The organism is Maritimibacter sp. HL-12 (assembly GCF_900177545.1).
Taxonomy (GTDB): Bacteria; Pseudomonadota; Alphaproteobacteria; order Rhodobacterales; family Rhodobacteraceae; genus Sinisalibacter.
Genome location: NZ_FXBQ01000001.1, coordinates 1,928,535 through 1,946,155, shown reverse-complemented (window position 1 = coordinate 1,946,155; position 17,621 = coordinate 1,928,535). Strand labels below are relative to the sequence as shown.

The 17,621-nt window shown below is 64.3% G+C and carries 17 protein-coding genes and 1 other RNA gene; 8 read left to right on the top strand and 10 right to left on the bottom strand.

Going from position 1 to position 17,621, the window contains the following annotated elements:
* Window positions 1-75 precede the first annotated feature (75 nt).
* Together B9Y97_RS09730 and B9Y97_RS09725 are read left to right on the top strand one after the other, a co-directional pair.
* Window positions 76-777: an HAD family hydrolase gene (locus B9Y97_RS09730; protein ID WP_085526548.1), complete on the top strand. Its 702-nt coding sequence runs from the start codon at window positions 76-78 to the stop codon at window positions 775-777.
* A gap of 278 nt (window positions 778-1,055) precedes the next feature.
* A complete protein-coding gene (locus B9Y97_RS09725; RefSeq protein ID WP_085526547.1) occupies window positions 1,056-2,495 on the top strand; it encodes a D-alanyl-D-alanine carboxypeptidase family protein in 1,440 nt (479 codons plus the stop codon).
* A gap of 1 nt (window position 2,496) precedes the next feature.
* Here the strand turns inward: B9Y97_RS09725 and B9Y97_RS09720 are convergent, their stop codons facing one another.
* The 8 genes from B9Y97_RS09720 to B9Y97_RS09685 all read right to left on the bottom strand — a co-directional run bounded on the left by B9Y97_RS09720 (window position 2,497) and on the right by B9Y97_RS09685 (window position 8,681).
* Window positions 2,497-2,931, bottom strand: coding sequence for a molybdenum cofactor biosynthesis protein MoaE (locus tag B9Y97_RS09720; protein WP_085526546.1), 435 nt, complete (start codon window positions 2,929-2,931; stop codon window positions 2,497-2,499).
* A complete protein-coding gene (moaD, locus tag B9Y97_RS09715) occupies window positions 2,931-3,179 on the bottom strand; it encodes a molybdopterin converting factor subunit 1 (protein WP_085526545.1) in 249 nt (82 codons plus the stop codon). The genes B9Y97_RS09720 and moaD overlap by 1 nt, the downstream gene beginning before the upstream one ends.
* Window positions 3,172-3,789, bottom strand: coding sequence for a CDP-diacylglycerol--glycerol-3-phosphate 3-phosphatidyltransferase (gene pgsA / locus B9Y97_RS09710; protein WP_085526544.1), 618 nt, complete (start codon window positions 3,787-3,789; stop codon window positions 3,172-3,174). The genes moaD and pgsA overlap by 8 nt, the downstream gene beginning before the upstream one ends.
* A gap of 237 nt (window positions 3,790-4,026) precedes the next feature.
* Window positions 4,027-5,289, bottom strand: a complete 1,263-nt coding sequence (gene pyrC, locus B9Y97_RS09705) for a dihydroorotase (protein ID WP_085526543.1) — start codon at window positions 5,287-5,289, stop codon at window positions 4,027-4,029.
* Window positions 5,286-5,789 carry a hypothetical protein gene (locus tag B9Y97_RS09700; protein WP_139828271.1) on the bottom strand — a complete coding sequence of 168 codons (504 nt, stop codon included), beginning with the start codon at window positions 5,787-5,789 and terminating at the stop codon, window positions 5,286-5,288. The genes pyrC and B9Y97_RS09700 overlap by 4 nt, the downstream gene beginning before the upstream one ends.
* Before the next feature lie 197 nt (window positions 5,790-5,986).
* Window positions 5,987-6,532 carry a TetR/AcrR family transcriptional regulator gene (locus B9Y97_RS09695; RefSeq protein ID WP_085526541.1) on the bottom strand — a complete coding sequence of 182 codons (546 nt, stop codon included), beginning with the start codon at window positions 6,530-6,532 and terminating at the stop codon, window positions 5,987-5,989.
* Window positions 6,533-6,617: 85 nt separating this feature from the next.
* Window positions 6,618-6,716: signal recognition particle sRNA small type (gene ffs, locus B9Y97_RS09690), an RNA gene on the bottom strand.
* Window positions 6,717-6,752: 36 nt separating this feature from the next.
* A complete protein-coding gene (locus B9Y97_RS09685; protein WP_085526540.1) occupies window positions 6,753-8,681 on the bottom strand; it encodes a 5'-nucleotidase C-terminal domain-containing protein in 1,929 nt (642 codons plus the stop codon).
* Between the two features lie 338 nt (window positions 8,682-9,019).
* Here B9Y97_RS09685 and B9Y97_RS09680 point away from each other — a divergent pair, with 338 nt between their 5' ends.
* Window positions 9,020-9,490 carry an SRPBCC family protein gene (locus B9Y97_RS09680; protein WP_085526539.1) on the top strand — a complete coding sequence of 157 codons (471 nt, stop codon included), beginning with the start codon at window positions 9,020-9,022 and terminating at the stop codon, window positions 9,488-9,490.
* On the opposite strand, the gene B9Y97_RS09675 is transcribed toward B9Y97_RS09680, so the two are convergent.
* The gene (locus B9Y97_RS09675; protein ID WP_085526538.1) at window positions 9,487-10,338 is read right to left on the bottom strand and encodes a prephenate dehydratase; all 852 of its coding nucleotides are present in this window, start codon (window positions 10,336-10,338) and stop codon (window positions 9,487-9,489) included. The two genes, B9Y97_RS09680 and B9Y97_RS09675, sit on opposite strands and share 4 nt — an antisense overlap.
* Window positions 10,339-10,479: 141 nt before the next feature.
* Between B9Y97_RS09675 and B9Y97_RS09670 the strand changes: the two genes are divergently transcribed.
* The 5 genes from B9Y97_RS09670 to B9Y97_RS09650 all read left to right on the top strand — a co-directional run bounded on the left by B9Y97_RS09670 (window position 10,480) and on the right by B9Y97_RS09650 (window position 17,098).
* Window positions 10,480-11,019, top strand: coding sequence for a c-type cytochrome (locus B9Y97_RS09670; protein ID WP_085526537.1), 540 nt, complete (start codon window positions 10,480-10,482; stop codon window positions 11,017-11,019).
* A gap of 180 nt (window positions 11,020-11,199) precedes the next feature.
* Window positions 11,200-13,113 (top strand): extracellular solute-binding protein, encoded by a 1,914-nt coding sequence (locus tag B9Y97_RS09665; protein WP_085526536.1) that lies wholly within the window; start codon window positions 11,200-11,202, stop codon window positions 13,111-13,113.
* Window positions 13,114-13,146: 33 nt separating this feature from the next.
* A complete protein-coding gene (locus tag B9Y97_RS09660) occupies window positions 13,147-14,301 on the top strand; it encodes a microcin C ABC transporter permease YejB (protein WP_085526535.1) in 1,155 nt (384 codons plus the stop codon).
* An 86-nt stretch (window positions 14,302-14,387) separates the two neighbouring features.
* Complete coding sequence (locus B9Y97_RS09655; RefSeq protein ID WP_085528199.1) at window positions 14,388-15,494, top strand: ABC transporter permease; 1,107 nt, start codon at window positions 14,388-14,390, stop codon at window positions 15,492-15,494.
* Window positions 15,491-17,098: an ABC transporter ATP-binding protein gene (locus tag B9Y97_RS09650; RefSeq protein WP_085526534.1), complete on the top strand. Its 1,608-nt coding sequence runs from the start codon at window positions 15,491-15,493 to the stop codon at window positions 17,096-17,098. Before B9Y97_RS09655 ends, B9Y97_RS09650 begins: the two co-directional genes overlap by 4 nt.
* A gap of 64 nt (window positions 17,099-17,162) precedes the next feature.
* Here B9Y97_RS09650 and B9Y97_RS09645 read toward each other — a convergent pair whose 3' ends face one another.
* On the bottom strand, window positions 17,163-17,621 hold the full coding sequence (locus B9Y97_RS09645; protein WP_254900972.1) for a DUF6173 family protein: 459 nt from the start codon (window positions 17,619-17,621) through the stop codon (window positions 17,163-17,165).

The following is a 17,621-nucleotide window of genomic DNA, read 5'->3' as shown; positions in this document are numbered from 1 at the left end:
CAGGCAGGACTATATAGCGTCAAATCCCGGGATGAAAAAGGCCCGGTTGACATCAGCGTGACCGGAAAGGCGGCAATGACGCAAAACCTCACCACCATCGGTTTCGATGCCGACGATACGCTCTGGCAGAACGAGGCGCTGTTTCAGATGACCCAGGATCGATTCGCGACCCTGCTGACCGATTACGCCGAGGCGGATCACCTCGCCGAACGGCTGGAAGCGGCCGAGCAACGCAATCTCGGGCGCTACGGTTTCGGGATCAAGGGCTTCGTTCTTTCGATGATCGAGACCGCGATCGAGGTGACCTCGGAGCGGGTTCCGGCGCGGGTCATCCGCGCGCTGATCGAGGCCGGGCAACAGATGCTCGACCACCCGATCGAACTCCTGCCGGGGGCGCGGGATGCCGTGGAAGGGCTCGCAGGCCGGTTCACGCTGGTTCTCATCACCAAGGGCGATCTGCTCGACCAGGAGCGCAAGCTGGCGCAATCGGGACTGGGCGAGATGTTTGACGCGGTCGAGATCGTTTCCGACAAGACACCGCAGATCTATGCCTCCGCCTTCGAGCGCCATGGCGGCGGCGCCGAGACCGCGATGATGGTGGGCAATTCGCTCAAATCCGACGTGATCCCGGCACTGGAGGCCGGGGCCTGGGCAGTTCACGTGCCGCATGATCTGACCTGGAGCCTCGAACACGCCGAGGCCCCCCACGAGGACGAACGGTTCTTCCAGATTGACAACCTCGCGGAGCTGGGCCGCGTGATCGACCAAATCGGCTAGGCGCCGCTATCTTCTGGACATGACCGCCGATTTAGTGGCCGCCCATTTCCAAACCCCAACATCTGCCTGCGGCAAATCAGCATCCTCGCGAAAGACATTGAATTTAAGATGTTTTCCGCCGTGACGCTTTCTGCTAAGCTCTTCGCAAATCAAAACGATGTCGGGCAAAGATCCGGCGCATTGAGGCAGATACAGGTGATGACGTGAAACTGCGTCCGGGGCAGATTGTCCGTATTCTACTCCTGTCGATCGTGTTTGCGCCGGTTGGCGTCCGGTCCATGGCCGCACCCTATGCGGCGATGGTGATGGATATGCGCAGCGGCGAGGTGATCCACGCGCGCAACGCCGACACCCAGCTTCACCCCGCCTCGCTCACCAAGATGATGACGCTCTATGTCGCGTTTCAGGCCATCGAGCATGGCGAGATCAGCCTCGACACGATGGTGACGATTTCGGCCAACGCCGCCTCCGAACCGCCCTCGAAACTCGGGTTGCGGACGGGGCAGAAAATCAAGCTGCGCTACCTGATCCGTGCCGCCGCCGTGCGTTCGGCCAACGATGCCGCCACCGCCATCGGCGAGGCCATCGCCGGATCCGAAGCGGCCTATGCCGAAAGAATGACCCGCACGGCCAAGGCGCTGGGCATGAACCGGACCCAGTTCAAGAACATGCACGGGTTGACCCAGGCGGGCCACATGTCGACCGCGCGCGACATGACGATCCTCGGACGTCACGTGTTTTTCGACTACTCCGAGTATTACAACCTGTTTTCGCGGCGCTCCGCCGACGCGGGCGTGGCGCAGGTGCCCAATACCAACCGGCGTTTCCTCGATGCCTACAAGGGTGCCGACGGGATCAAGACGGGATATACCCGCGCGGCCGGCTTCAACCTCGTGGCCTCCGCCGAGCGCGGTGGCAAACGGATCATCGCCACCGTGTTCGGTGGCCAGTCAACGGCATCGCGTAACCAGAAAGTCGCGGAACTTCTCGATCTCGGTTTTCGCAAGGTGCCGACGCGGGTGGCGCTGCGCCCGACATCAAAGCCCGCCTACACCGGCCCGGGTGGCGGCGCGGCGATCGTGGTTGCCGCCGACAGCACCGCGCCGGACGTCGCGGGCAAGGTGATCCGGGTCGTGCGGGCCCCGAACCGGTCGATCCGGCCGATGCCCCGCCCTGTTCCCGCCGTGCCCGACGAGGCGCTCGTCGCGGCCATCGGTGCGGAGATCGAAGGCGTGATTTCCACCGTGGTGAGCGCGAAATCGCCCGAACTTGAGGCAACAGAACCTGTCGTTGCCGCAGCCGCAACACAGAAGCCGGAACCGGAGATTGCCGCGGAAGTGGTGGCAGCCACCGCGTTGGCACCCCGGACAGCCCCGGTGCCCGCGCCGCGCCCGGCCGAGATCATCCTTGCCGCCGTCGAGCCCGATCCGCAGGCCGAACCGGAACGGCCCGAGGTGATCACCCGGCTGTCGAGCGCGGGCGGACGACACTGGGCGATCAACGTCGGCCGCTACACCTCGGAATACGAAGCCGAGCGGATCCTTCTGAAAACCGCGCTGGTGGAACTCAGCACGCTGGGCGAGGCGCTGCGCAAGGTCGCGCGCAGCGCGCGGGGATACGAAGCCAACTTCGTCGGTCTGACAGAGGAAGGGGCCGATCTGGCCTGCCGCCGCCTCTCGGCGCGCAACACCACCTGCGAAGTGATCGGGCCGAGTTGAGTTACCAGCGCGAAAGCGCGTCTTCGTCCTCGTCCCTGGCTTCGACCCACGCCGCCCCGTCGGCCCCGTATTCCTTCTTCCAGAACGGCGCGCGGCTCTTGAGATAGTCCATCAGGAACTCGGCAGCCTCGAAGGCGGCGGCGCGGTGGCGGCTGGCGGTGGCGACCATCATGATCTGGTCGCCCGGGGCGAGCGTGCCGTAGCGGTGAACAACCAGGCAATCGTCGAGCGCCCAGCGCGATACCGCCTCGGTGGCAATCTTCTCGATCGCGCGGGCGGTCATGCCGGGATAATGCTCGATCTCCATCCGGGTCAGCCCGCCGGTGGCCCGCACGATGCCGGTGAAGGTAACCTGAGCGCCGACGTCGCCCTCGGCCCCGAAACCTTCCAGCTCGGCCGCAAGATCGAACGGCTCGCATTGCACCCGAACGCGCATCACCCCCCCGTCATCGGCGGGAAGAAGGCCACTTCGCGCGCGCCTTCGATCGGGCTGTCCCAGTCCGCCAACTCCTGGTCGATGGCAACACGCAGCGCGGCAAGATCGGAGAAGGCGAGCGCATAGCGACCTTCCCGGCCGCGCAACTCGTCGACCAGGTCGGCAACCGTCGCGGCAGTCGTCTCGATCCGTTCGCGCGGCTCGCCGATGCGTTCGCGCACCCAGGCGAAATAGAGAACCTCAAGCATCGGGTTCCTCCCTCAGAAACGGCATCGCCTTGCGGAAATAGTCCCATCCGGTGACGATGGTGAGCAGGCCCGCAACCCAAAGCAGCACGATGCCGGCGTTTCCGGCCCAGTCGGCCCAGCCCATCAGCCAGATCCGCTCGCTCCCGCTTTCGATGCGCGCATGATGCTCGAACACACCCTTGGCGAAAATCAGCGTGATCGCAACCATCTGGCTGGTGGTTTTCCACTTGGCCAGTTTGGTGACCTTGAGCGCCCGCGCCTTGTCGCCAAGGCTCTCGCGAAGACCGGCAACAAAGACCTCGCGATAGATGATGATCGCCGAGGGCAGCATGATCCAGGGCGTGAGCCCGGCGTAACCGTTGATGACGAGCAGCGCGATCATCACCAGCGCCTTGTCGGCGATCGGGTCCATCGCCGCACCAAACAGGCTTTCAAGCCGCCATGCGCGGGCGAGGTAGCCGTCGAGAAAATCGGTGATCGCCGCGACGATGAACAACACCATCGCATACCAATCAGCCCAGGGCCGGTCGAAAAACAGGAACATCACCGGCAGCAGCGGCACCGCCACGAGGCGGGCGGTGGTGAGGATATTGGGCAGAGTCCATCTCATGGGCCGATCAATATCCTGTTCCGCGGGCCGGGGGAAGCGGTGGCACACGCAGACCTCCGCGCATGCGCGTGCCCGTCCTTCACGATTTGGGCAACCACAGCGTATCCGGCCCTGGTTCATGTCGGCGACAATTCACCACCCCTGCCCCGCGTCTGCCGCACCCGGCTTCCGGGCCCGGCGGCAAGCACGGGTGACGGGTGTCTGAAGTCCTCGGCGCCTGGATCTGCCCCGGCCGGATCAGTCGAAAACCCGCACACCGCCAACCCAAGTGCCGAGCACCCGGCCTTGCAGGCGCGCCCCGTCGAACGGCGTGTTCTTGGATTTCGAGCGCAGCGCGAAGCGGTCGAGCACGAAGGGCACCTCGGGGTCGAACAGCACCAGATCGGCAGGCGCGCCCTCGGCCAGCGTGCCGCCGGGCAAGCCAAAGCGGCGCGCCGGATTGAGCGAGAGCGGGCGCCAGAGTTCGGCAAGCGAGAGCGCCCCCGCGTGCACGAGCCGCAGCGCGGCCGGCAGGAGCGTTTCGAGGGCCACGGCCCCGGAGGCCGCTTCTTCGAACGGCAGGCGCTTCGATTCCTCGTCCTGCGGGGTGTGCATCGACGAGATCACGTCGATCAGCCCGGATGCGACCGCCTCGACCATCGCCACGCGATCCGCCTCTGACCGCAGCGGCGGCTTGAGCTTGAAGAAGGTGCGGTAGTCGCCGACGTCAAACTCGTTCAGCGTCAGGTGGTGGACATTGATCCCGGCACTGACATCCAGCCCCGCCGCCTTGGCGCGTTCCAGAACCGGCAAAGCCACCGCGGTGGATAGGTTGTCGGCGTGGTAGCGCGCGCCGGTCATCTCCACCAGCGCCAGATCGCGCTCCAGCCCCATGCGCTCGGCCAGCGGCGAAACCGCCGGAAGGCCGCGCAGGGACGCGAATTTGCCGGAGGTGACAGCGGACCCTTTCGTGAGCACCGGCTCCTGCGGATGAGCCATCACCAGCGCACCGAGGCTACGGGCATAGGTCAACGCGCGGGAGAAAACCTTGGCGTCGGTCACGACATGGTCGCAATCGGTGAAGGCCACCGCGCCGGCGTCCATCAGGAACCCGATCTCGACCATCTCGCGGCCCTCGCGCCCCTTGGTGAGCGCAGCCATGGTGTGGACCCGCACCGGCGAAACCTCGCGGGCGCGGCGCGTGACGAAGGAGAGCGTTTCGGGCGTATCAATTGCCGGCGTGGTGTCGGGACGGGTGACCATCGTTGTCACCCCCCCGGCCGCCGCCGCTTCGCCCGCGGTGCGGAAGCTTTCCTTGTGGCGCTCCCCCGGCTCGCCGATCTTGACGCCGATATCCACGATCCCCGGCGCGAGGCACTTTCCGGCGCAGTCCAACACCTCGCCGCGCGGTGCAAGATCGCGCCCGACGATCACGCCCTCCTCGATGACAAGGCTGCCGATGCCCTCTGTCCCGGTTTCCGGGTCGATCAGGCGGGCATTTGTGAAGGTGAGCGTGGTCATGAGCGGTCCTCGATCCGTGCAAGCAGGATGTCGCGCGCCTGTTCTGCGGCGTCAAGACGCTCGAAGGCAAGGCGCGCTTCGGGGCCTTCGACAAAAAGCGTTGCGCCCTGCCCCTGCACCGAAACCTCCGGACCAAGACCGACTTCGGCACGATAGGGTCCGGCCAGCACGAGGGCACGCCGGTCGGTGATGGCATAGACCGTGGCGGCATCCCGGGCCCGGGCGCGGCGACGGTCAAGCAAGGTGAGGCGCAGCCCGAGATAGGTGCAAAAGGCCGCCGTTGACACCAAAAGATAGACCACCAGCCGCCATTGCGGCGTGTGGCCAAGAAAGATCTCAAGCCAGAGCGCAAGGAACAGCAACAGAAGGGAGCCGAGAAAGAGGGCTGCGCCAAGACGTTTCGACCGGAGCGAGATCGGTCGGCCAGGCCTCGGGCGACCTTGCCAGAGGAGCGTTTCGCCCGGATCGAGCACGGCGCTCACGTCAGGGTGCCCTGTCATGGCCGCCCCTGTCGCAGTTGCCACGCGGGCGCCTTGCATCGTCATCGCGCATCTCGGGCATGAGGTATGTTCCACCGGCCGGACTGGTCGCCACCCGGTATAGGCGTGCGACCGTTTCAGAACAATGGCGACGGCTCTACCACTCAAAGTCGCGGCAACAGCCGGTGCATCCCTGAACTTTCACGACACACCCCGGTTCACCCTTCCTGCAAGGCAAGGAGCGCCGCTGTCAGGGTGGACCGGGCGCTCTCGTTCGCACCATCGCCGCCGGGCAGCGTCAGCATGCCGATATGTGCGCCATAGACGATGCGGGCAAATTCCGGGTTCGTCAGCCCAAGGGCATCGAGGACAGCGCGGATATGGACGATCCGAGCCGCGTCGATCCTGGAAAGGGCTTCTGCCGCGGAACCGAAAAACTGCGCCCAGGCCCGGAAAGCCGCTTCAGTCCGCGCCTCGTCCGCGGTGCTTCCGATTGACTGCGAGAGGTTTCGCAGACGTTCGGCCGCTGTTGCCTCCGTTTCGGATGCCTCTTTGAGCGCGGTCTCGGCGCGGCCGAGCCAAAACTCCGACAGCGCGGATTTGAAGGCGTCAATGTTCTCGAAATGCCAGTAAAAGCTGCCTTTCGTCGTCCCGAGCGCCCGAGCGAGAGATTCCGCTTTCAGCGCCTCGGGGCCCGAGGTTGCGAGCGCCACGAGACCAGCGCGCAGCCAGTCTTCGGGACCGAGGCGTGGTTGTGCTGCCATCGTGCTTCTCCATACACCTGAGCATGGCAAGACTAGGCCGCGACGCAACGGCGCACAACGCGCGATAAACAATGGGTGGGGGGAAAGGTGAGAGGCTGGACATCGACCCAAGCGGGGCTCGTTGCGGCTGCTTCCTTCCGGACCTGACCGGGTTGGCGAGGCGCTTGCCCGCGCCAACCTCTCAGGGGCGCATATAGGCAAACCGCCCGGGCGATGCAAGTCAGAGCTCGAGATGGAAGGCTTGAAACCCGTCATCCCGAAATGCACCCGGCGTGACGATTGTCCGCGCCGACTCCTGGAGCACCGTGCTGGCCGCTGGCGCTGAAAGCACCGTCGCGCGTGCAGCTTCCACCGGCTCGAAACGCCAGCATGCCAGTGGCGCGGCGTCATAAGGGCCGGTCGCGGCGAGGAATTCGGCAATCACCTCGCGCACACAGATCGGAACGTCGCGAATGAAGCAATCGCCCTTCGGCACCGGGTAGTTCCCGCCGCCGGTTACCCGGAAACTGTTGGTCAGCAACAGGATTTCCGCGTCGGACGTGATCGGGACATCTTTGATGCTCAACCCGCGTATCCGGTTGGCCGCCGGATCGCGCAGCCCGCCAAGGGGGTCATGCCGGGGCGGGGTGGCGAGGTCGATCCGGTAGTCGCACCCGGCGACGCTCTCGTAGGCGTAGGCGGGCGTTGTCGGGGAGATCAGCGGCTGGTCGCCACCGCCCGGCAGGATGGTGTTGTAGACGCTGGCGGCGCGTTCAAGCCAATCGCCAAGCTCGGCCCCGGTCAGGCGCAAGACGCAAAGATTGTTGGGAAAGGCATAGATTTCGTCCAATGCCGCGAGCGAAATCGGGCCGGGCGGGATGTCGGTGAAATAGCCGGGGCCCGCGATCCCGCCGGCGCGAAACGGCGATGTCGAGGCGACCATCGGCAACCTGTCGGGGCCAAGACCGTCGATCTGGGTCTGGCCATACCACAGCATCGCGCGGTGCACGAGATCGAGCGCCGGAGCGGGGGTTGCGGTGGCGAAATAGGTGTGCAGGCGGCAGCGGGTTTCACCAAGTGCACGGCCGTTGCGCCGGGAGATCGCAGCGCTTACCGGGGCAAACAGCGCGAGGAGTCCGGTGTCGGGTGCAACAACGCTCACCACCATGCCGTTTTTCCCGTCGCGCCGGGCAACCGGTCGGGCACAGCTTTTCGCATCGGCTATGCGCCAGCCGCCTTCAGGCCGCGCGGCAAGCGCCAGGTCGATCACCCCGAGGTGCGAGCCCCAGAACCCCGGCGCGACGACCGGGACACCGTGGATGCGTCCCGAGACCGGGTCGACGGGCACCACCCACTTGCCGGTCTCGGCGGGGAATACCTGATGCGCATGGCCGGCCACGATCGCGTCGATCCCCGGCACGGCAGCCAGCGGGACGACGGCGTTTTCCATCCCGGGCGTCGCGGTATCGCAGCCGATGCCGGAATGCGCCATGACCACCACGATGTCGGCTCCAAGTCCGCGCAGTTGCGGCACCATCACCCGCGCCGTCTCGACGATATCGCGGGTTTCGGCACGGAACGGGCCGTTGTGCAGACCGCTGACCGAACCCGGGGGAAGCATCCCGAGCAGGCCGATCCTGAGCCGGTGCGGCTTCCCCATGCGATCGGTCACCTCTCGGTCGATCAAGGCGAACGGCAGGGTAAACGCGAGCGGGCGTGGGCCGCCTGCATTGGTGGCAGGCGCAAGCGTGAGATTGGAGGCGACGACAGCAAAAGGCGCATTGCGCAGAACCTCGCCGAGATAATCCACGCCATGATCGAAATCGTGGTTGCCGAGGGTTATCGCGTCGTAGTCGAGCGCGCGCATGGCAGCAACGACCGGGTGGGCGCCACGCGGCATGCGTCGCCCGTCGAGAACGTTTTTAGTGATCGCCTCGCCCATCGCGCTGCCGTGCAGAAAGTCTCCATTGTCGAGCAGGATCGAGTTTTGCACTTCGTCCCGGGCGGCGCGGATCAGGGTCGCGGTATGGGCGAGGCCCGTGGTAGCCCCGGCACGTCCGGCCGCGTGATCGAAGGCCAGGAGATGCATGTGCAAATCGCTCGTCGCCAGAATCCGGAGATCGAGATAACGGGCACGTGTGGCCGCGTCGCTCGCAGCGGGTCGGCTCATGTCCCGCACCCCTTCCCTTCGTCCCCGGATTGTTCCGGTGGTTTCGCACTATCCCTACTGAAGGTAACCTTTACGTGTCTGTGAACTCTATCGTGCAACTTTAAGACGAGCAAGGCGGAGATGCCCCCGGGGATCGGATCATCCGGTAAACTTTCCGTCAGGCAAAAGGCGCAGCAGTGCCCGCCAGAGCATCCCGGACCGACGGCACGACATCCCGCCGGCTTTCCGGGCCTGCAACAGGGCCCACGATCGCGAAACCGTCATGCGAAAGCGACTTGCGGACCGATTCAATTGCAGCGAGACTTGTTGCAACCCCAGAGCAGTGAAACGAACCAGACATGAAACTTGCAGCCCGCGAAGATATCGAAGCACCGATCGAGGTGGTTTTCGAGCACTTGTCCGATTTCGACGGGTTCGAGCGCGCGGTTCTCCGACGTGGCGCGGAAGTGATGCGGAGCGACACGCTGACAGTTCCGGGGATTGGCATGTCATGGCGCGCGGCGTTCAGATACCGCGGCAAGGAACGCAAGCTCGATATCGAACTGGCGGAATACCAGGTGCCGGAACGGATGCGGTTTGACACCACGTCTAAGGCCGTCGAAATGGTCTTGGTCATTGACCTCGTGGCGATGTCACGCAACCGCACCCGGATGAACCTGTCGCTCGATGCCCGCCCGCGCACGATCCCTGCCCGGCTGGTGATCCAGTCGCTCAAGCTGGCCCGCCAGAGCGTGCTCAAGCGGTTCCGCAAGCGGGTGGGTGAGTTCGCGTCCGAGATCGAGGCGCGGGCGAAGGCCGGCGCGCTCTAAGAAGCGCGGCCGACGCCGTGGCGGCGCGGATCGGCGGGGTAGACCCCGAGAATATCGAGATTGTTGGTGAAATAGGCCAGTTCTTCCAGCGCAAGCTGCACCGAGCGATCGTCGGGGTGGCCCTCGATATCGGCGTAGAAGCGCGTGGCGGTGAAGGAGCCGTCGATCATGTAGCTTTCCAGCTTGGTCATGTTCACGCCGTTGGTGGCAAAGCCGCCCATCGCCTTGTAGAGCGCGGCGGGAATGTTGCGTACCTCGAAGACGAAGGTGGTCATCATGCCGTCGTTGCCGCGCCGGGTGAGATCGAGGTCGCGCCCCATGATCACGAAGCGGGTGGTGTTGTGGCCATGGTCTTCGATATCGCGCGCCAGAACGTCGAGGCCGTAGATTTCCGCCGCCAGCGTCGAGGCGAGCACCCCTTCGCCGCGGGTGCGGAGACGGGCGAGATCGGCGGCGGCACCGGCGCTGTCGGCGGCCGCGACACCGGTGATGCCGTGCAGTTTCAGAAAACGCGACGACTGCGGCAGGAGAACGAGGTGGGCGCGCACCGTGTTGATCTGTTCGAGCGGGGTGCCGGGCAAAGCGAGCAGGCTGATGCGGACCCGCACGAAGGCCTCGGCGAGAATGTGCAGCCCGCTCTCCGGCAGCAGGCGGTGAATATCGGCGACGCGCCCGTAGGTCGAGTTCTCGACCGGCAGCATGGCGAGATCGGCAGCGCCATCGCGCACCGCCGCGATCACGTCTTCAAAGGTGTGGCAGGGCAGCGCCTCCATATCGGGGTGGGCCTCGCGACAGGCCTCGTGCGAATAAGCACCGGGCTCCCCCTGAAAGGCGATCTTGCCACTCATATCGTCCTGTCCTCCCCGGGTTTTTGCCCCTCCAGAACGTGCAAACGCGGGGCAAGGCATTTCGTCGCGCCTCATATCGCTTGAAACGTAGCAAGGGAAGCGGATAGAAGGCGTGGGACTCAGGGAACCACGGACCGCGACATGTTCAACACAAACAACTTGATCAAGCTCGGCGCCAGCGCCGCTGGCGCACTACTTATCATGCTCTTGGCCAACTGGGGCGCCTCGGCGCTCTACAAGGTGGCCGACGATCACCACGGTGACGAGGAACACGCCGTCGTGCGCGGGTTCAACATCGGCGGCGATGTCGATGGCGAGGCCGAGGAGGAGGAAGAGGAAGTCGAACTCGCCTTTGCCGATGTCTACGAAAATGCCGACCCGTCTCAGGGCGAGCGGGTGTTCGGCAAGTGCAGGGCGTGCCACAAACTCGAAGAAGGCGCCCATACCACCGGGCCTGCGCTCTACAATATCGTCGGGCACGAAAAGGCAGCGATGGATGGCTTCGAATACTCCGACGCGCTTCTGGCGATGTCGGACGAAACCTGGACGCCGGAAAATCTCGACGCCTGGCTCGAAGACCCGCGCGGCTATGCCCCCGGCAACAAGATGACCTTCGCAGGCCTCAAGGATATCGAGGAACGCGCCGACCTGATCGCCTATCTCGCCACCATCGGCAATTGATCGGCTTCACGGTTGAATGATCGGCGGCCGTCCCGGAAGGGGCGGCCGTCTTGTTTTCCGTGTCCTGCGGGAGATCACGGCGGTGTTCACGAATTCTCGCCTTGAGCCGCGCCATGGCGCGCTTTAGCGTAACCGGGAATACCAGCGGCGATGCCGCGCCGTCATGACGGAGGACACCCGATGAAGTATCACGCCGTATCCGAACGCCCGCGCGCCCGCACCGCTTCACGCCCCATCGCGTCGCTCGGCGCACTTGCCAGCCTGTTTGTCCTCGGTGCCCTTGCGTTGCTGGCCTCGACGCTGGCAGCACGGAGCCAGGAAACGGCAACGTCGCATGCCTTCTCCTATTTCGGCACACCCAAGTATGGGCCCGACTTCAGCCACCTCGATTACGTCAATCCCGATGCGCCGAAGGGCGGCGAGATCGCGTTGTGGACGATGGGCACCTTCGACAGTTTCAACCCCTACAGCCGCAAGGGGGTGTCGGGCTGGGGGGCGTCGATCAATATCGAACGGCTGATGACCTCCACCGCCGACGAAATCGGCGTGAGTTACTGCCTGATCTGCGAAACACTGGAATACCCCGAGGACCATGCCTGGGTGATCTTCAACATCCGTCCCGAAGCCGCTTTCGCAGATGGCACACCAGTGACGGCGCACGACGTCGCCTTCACCCACGAATTGTTCATGGAACAAGGCCTTCCGAGCTACCGAGAGGGCGTGGCGCGGATCGTCGAGGGCGTCGAGGCGCTGGATGAGCATCGGGTGAAGTTCACCTTCGTGGCCGACAGCTCGAAGCGCGACCGGATCGATCAGGCCGGGGCGACGCCGGTGATGTCGAAAGCCTGGTTCGAGGAAACCGGCGCTCAGCTCGATGAAAGCCGGCTCGAAATGGCGCTCGGCACCGGCGCCTATGTGCGCGACAGCTACGACATCAACCAGCGCATAGTCTATCGCCGCAATCCCGATTACTGGGCCGCCGATCTGCCGATCATGAAAGGCCGCAACAACTTCGACCGTATCCGGGTGGAATATTTCGCAGACAGCGATGCCGCCTTCGAGGGGTTCAAGGCCGGGGCCTATACCTTCCGTATCGAGAACAGCTCGAAGCAATGGGCGACGGGCTACGATTTTGACCTCGCGCAAAACGGCGAGGTCGTGACGGCGGAACTGGACGACGGCTCGCAGGCCTCGGGCCAGGCCTTCGTGTTCAACCTGAGGCGCGAGAAATTCCAGGACATTCGCGTGCGTGATGCGATCAGCCGGATGTTCAATTTCGAGTGGTCGAACGAAACGCTGTTTTACGAGCTCTATGCCCGGATCACCGGCTTTGCCAGCAACAGCTACAACGAGGCCACCGGTCTGCCCTCGCCCGAGGAGCTGGCCATTCTGGAACCGCTCGCCGACATCCTGCCCGAAGGCGTGCTGACCGACGAAGTGGTGATGCCGCCGGTTTCGGGCACCCGCCAGCTTGATCGGGCGCAACTGCGCGCCGCTTCGGCGCTGCTCGACGAAGCGGGCTGGGAAGTGGGCGACGACGGCATCCGCCGCAATGCCGAAGGCGAAAGGCTGACGGTGGAATTTCTTGAATATTCCCCGGCCTTCGACAGGGTGGTTCAGCCCTACGTCGCCAACCTCAAGGCGCTCGGGGTCGATGCCGTGCACAACCGTGTCGATACCGCGCAATATGTCGAGCGGTCGCGCAGTTTCGACTTCGACATGATGACCGATCACCTCTCGATCGGCTACGAGGCGGGATCGGGGCTGGAGCAGGCCTTTGGCTCGCGCGAAGCCGAGTTCAGCCTGTTCAACCCGGCGGGGATCTCGCATCCGGCCGTGGACGCGCTGATCAAGATCGCGTCGAACTCCGAAACCCGCGAAGACATGGTGGCTGCGATGCGGGCGCTCGACCGCACCCTGCGGGCGCTGAAATTCGTGGTGCCGCAATGGTTCAAGGACACGCACACCGTCGCCTATTACGACATGTTCGAACATCCCGAGAATATGCCGCCCTACGATCTGGGTTACCTCGATTTCTGGTGGTTCGACGAAGAAAAATACGAGGCGCTCAAAGCGTCCGGCGCACTGCGCTGATCCGGGGCAGGGAACAGGCAGGACAGGAGCAACATGGGAGCCTATATCCTTCGGCGGATCTTGCTGATCATCCCGACGTTGATCGGGATCATGATCATCAACTTCTCGCTGACACAGTTCGTCCCCGGCGGGCCGATCGAGCAGATCATCGCCCAGATGGAGGGCGAGGGTGACGTGTTCGAGGCGATCTCCGGCGGCGGCTCGGAAGCGGCCGACAGCTCCGGCGGCGGCGACGAGCGCTATCTCGGCGCGCGCGGCCTGCCGCAGGACTTCCTTGATAGCCTGGAAATCGAGATGGGCTTTGCCCGCGTTGTCTGCGCCCCCGAGTTTGACGGCGAGCCCGACATCGAGAACGACGCCTGTTTCAAGGAAGACATCCCCGCGCTCGAACGCTTCCTGAACATGATGTGGCGCTACATGCGGCTCGATTTCGGGCAGAGCTACTTCCGCTCCATCGGCGTGTTCGAACTGATCGCCGAGAAACTGCCGGTGTCGATCACGCTGGGGCTCTGGTCGACGCTGATCGCCTATCTCGTCTCGATCCCGCTCGGCATCAGGAAGGCAGTGCGGGACGGCACGCGGTTCGATACCTTCACCTCCGGCCTGATCATCGTGGCCTATGCCATTCCGGGCTTTCTTTTTGCCATCCTGCTGCTGGTGCTCTTCGCCGGGGGGAGTTACTGGCAGATCTTCCCGCTGAGGGGGCTCACCTCCGACAACTGGGAAGACTTGAGCCTGATCGGCAAGGTGCTCGACTACTTCTGGCACATCGCCCTGCCGGTCACGGCCTCGACGATCGCCAGCTTCGCCACCCTCACGCTGCTGACGAAGAATTCCTTCCTCGACGAGATCAAGAAGCAATACGTGATCACCGCGCGGGCCAAGGGCCTTTCGGAATCGCGGGTGCTTTACGGCCACGTCTTCCGCAACGCGATGCTGATCGTGATTTCCGGGTTTCCGGCCCTGTTCATCGGCGTGTTCTTCGGCGGCTCGCTGATCATCGAGACAATCTTCTCGCTCGACGGGCTCGGGCGGCTCGGGTTCGAGGCGGCGGTGGCGCGCGACTATCCGATCATCTTCGGCACGCTCTTCGTCTTCGGCCTTGTCGGCCTGCTCGTCGGCATCCTGTCGGACCTCATGTATGTCTTCATCGACCCGCGCATCGACTTCGAGCGGAGGGAGGGCTGATGAAGGAGGCGCGCGATCACGGCATCACAACCGCGTCGGATGGCCTTTCCAAGGCACCGCTCGCCCCTGTCGAACCCGTCAGGCGGATGACACTTTCGCCCCTGAACCAGCGCCGCTGGCGGAACTTCCGCCGCAACCGTCGGGCCTTCTGGTCACTCGTGGTCTTCTCGGTGCTGTTCACGATGACGCTGTTCGCCGAGCTCATCGCCAACGACAAGCCGCTCCTCGTGCGCTACGCGGGCAACTTCTACACCCCGGTCTTCCAGTTCTACCCCGAAACCGAGTTTGGCGGCGATTTCCGCACCGAGGCGGTGTACGGCGATATCGAGGTGCAGTGCCTGATCGTCGCGCAAGGCAACGAGCGCTGTTTTGAAGACCCCGAGGGCGTGATCGAGGACGCGCAGGATGACGTTGTCGATGGCGTGGCGATCGACAAGGGCTGGCTGCTCTGGCCGCCGATCCCCTACAGCTACGACACGATCAACGACATCGGCGGCCCCGCGCCTTCGCCGCCGGACAACCAGCACTGGCTCGGCACCGACGACACCGCGCGCGACGTGCTCGCCCGGGTCATCCACGGCTTCCGTCTCTCAGTGCTGTTTACCCTGATCGTGACGGTCCTCACCTCGCTGATCGGCATCGCCGCGGGCGCGATCCAGGGCTATTTCGGCGGCTGGATCGATCTCATATTCCAGCGCCTGCTCGAAATCTGGGGCTCCACCCCGTCGCTCTACGTCATCATCATCCTGTTCGCGATCCTCGGGCGAAGTTTCTGGCTTCTGGTCTTCGTCACCGTGTTGTTCGGCTGGCCCGCGCTGGTGGGCGTGGTGCGGGCCGAGTTCCTGCGCGCGCGCAACTTCGAATACGTGCGCGCGGCCAAGGCGCTCGGGGTTTCCAACCGGGTGATCATGTTCCGTCACATGCTGCCCAACGCGATGGTGGCCACGCTCACCATGTTGCCCTTCATCATCACCGGCACCATCGGCACGCTGGCCGCGCTCGACTTCCTCGGCTACGGGTTGCCCTCCTCGGCACCGTCGCTTGGCGAGCTTACCCGGCAGGCCAAGCAGAACCTGCAGGCGCCCTGGCTCGCTTTCACCGCTTTCTTCACCTTCACCGTGCTGCTCTCGCTCCTCGTCTTCATCTTCGAGGGCGTGCGCGATGCCTTCGACCCGCGGAAGACGTTCCAATGAGGGTGCTGGAAGTTACCGATCTGAACGTGTCGTTCCGGCAGGACGGACTCGAGAACCCTGCGGTAAAGAATGTGAGTTTTCACATCGAAAAGGGCGAGACGTTGGCGCTGGTGGGCGAATCCGGGTCCGGCAAGTCGGTCACCGCGCTGTCGACCGTTTCGCTCCTGCCCGACAGCGCCACCGTATCCGGCTCGATCCGCTATGAGGGACACGAGCTCCTTGGCGCATCGGCCACCCGGCTGCGCGCGGTGCGGGGCAACGATGTCAGCTTCATTTTCCAGGAGCCGATGACCTCTCTCAACCCGCTGCACACGATCGAGAAGCAGCTCAGCGAAACCATCATGCTCCACCAGGGGCTGAAGGGCCCGGCGCTGCGCGCCCGGATTCTCGAACTGCTCGACAAGGTCGGCATCCCAAACCCCGAGGAACGGCTCAACGCCTTTCCGCACCAGCTTTCCGGTGGCCAGCGCCAGCGCGTGATGATCGCCATGGCGCTCTCCAACGGCCCTGACCTGCTGATCGCCGACGAGCCGACAACAGCACTCGACGTGACCATCCAGGCGCAGATTCTCGATCTTCTGGTCGATCTGAAAAGAGCCGAGGGCATGAGCCTGTTGTTCATCACCCACGATCTCGCGATCGTGCGCAAGTTTGCCGATCGGGTCTGCGTGATGAAGGATGGCGAGATTGTCGAGACCGGGCCGACCGCGGAGGTCTTTGCCAACCCGCGCCATCCCTACACCCGGATGCTGATCTCCGCTGCTACGGCGGGGCGGCCCGATCCGGTGCCGGAAGGCGCGGAAGAAATCGCCCGGGCGGAAAACCTGCGGATCTGGTTTCCGATCACGCGGGGGCTGCTCAGGCGCACCGTGGGGCACATCAAGGCGGTGAACGCCGCGAACTTCTCGGTGCGCGCGGGCGAAACGGTGGGGATTGTCGGAGAATCGGGCTCGGGCAAGACCACGCTGGCGCTCGCAGTGATGCGGCTGATCGGATCGCAGGGCCCGGTGGTATTTCTCGGGCAGAACATCCAGGGCCTGAGCCCTCGCGAGTTGCGCGGTATCAGGCGCGATATGCAGATCGTGTTTCAAGATCCCTATGGTTCGCTCTCGCCCCGGATGACGGCGGAAGAGATCATTGCCGAAGGGCTTGGCGTGCACGGCGTTCAGCCGGGGCGCAACCGGCGCGAGATGGTCGCCGAGATCATGGCCGAGGTCGGGCTCGACCCCGAAACGATGCACCGCTATCCGCACGAGTTTTCCGGCGGCCAGCGCCAGCGCATCGCGATCGCCCGCGCAATGATCCTGCGCCCCCGCCTGCTGGTGCTCGACGAGCCGACATCAGCGCTCGACATGACGGTTCAGGTGCAGATCGTCGAGCTTCTGCGCACGCTGCAAAAGCGCCACGGACTGGCCTACCTGTTCATCAGCCACGACCTGAAGGTGGTGCGGGCGCTGGCGCACAAGGTGCTGGTGATGAAATCGGGTGATATCGTCGAGGCAGGTTCGGCGGACGAGATTTTCGATGCGCCCCAAACCGACTACACCCGCGCGCTCATGGCGGCGGCGTTTGATCTTGAGGCGGTCGAGGGTGCCGGAATGTGATCGTTCGCCGGCGGATCAGGTCTGACGGCACGGCTCCGGCGCGGCAATCCGCGACGAAGTCAGCCTAGGTCGAGGTCTCTTTCCCACGATCGGCTTCATTGACTTCGAGATCGGCGGCGAGGCGAAAACCGATCCGCCTCGGAGGCTCGTCGGATTTGACTTCACGCGCAAGCGCCCGCAACATCACGTTGAGTTGGCTGACGTGCTGGATAAGCTGGGTTTTCGCGCCGGTGGTATCGGTGCCGTAGAAGGTGACGATATCAGGGTCAAAAAACCCGATCCCCTCGATCCGCAGCACACCTGCGTCGCCGCCGGTGAATCCCATGGCAACCTCGTGAGCGTTGTCGAGCTGCTCCTCGAAGTTCTGGATATAGAGGATCAGCCGTTCATAGGCCCATTCCGCCGGGCTTTTTTCATCGAGTTCCGTTTCGGCGAGGGATTGCGGCAATGGTTTCTGCTCGGCGGTCGGCGGGGTGGCGTCATCGCAACGGGAGACACGGGCGGTCGGCCGCTTCTTTCTCAT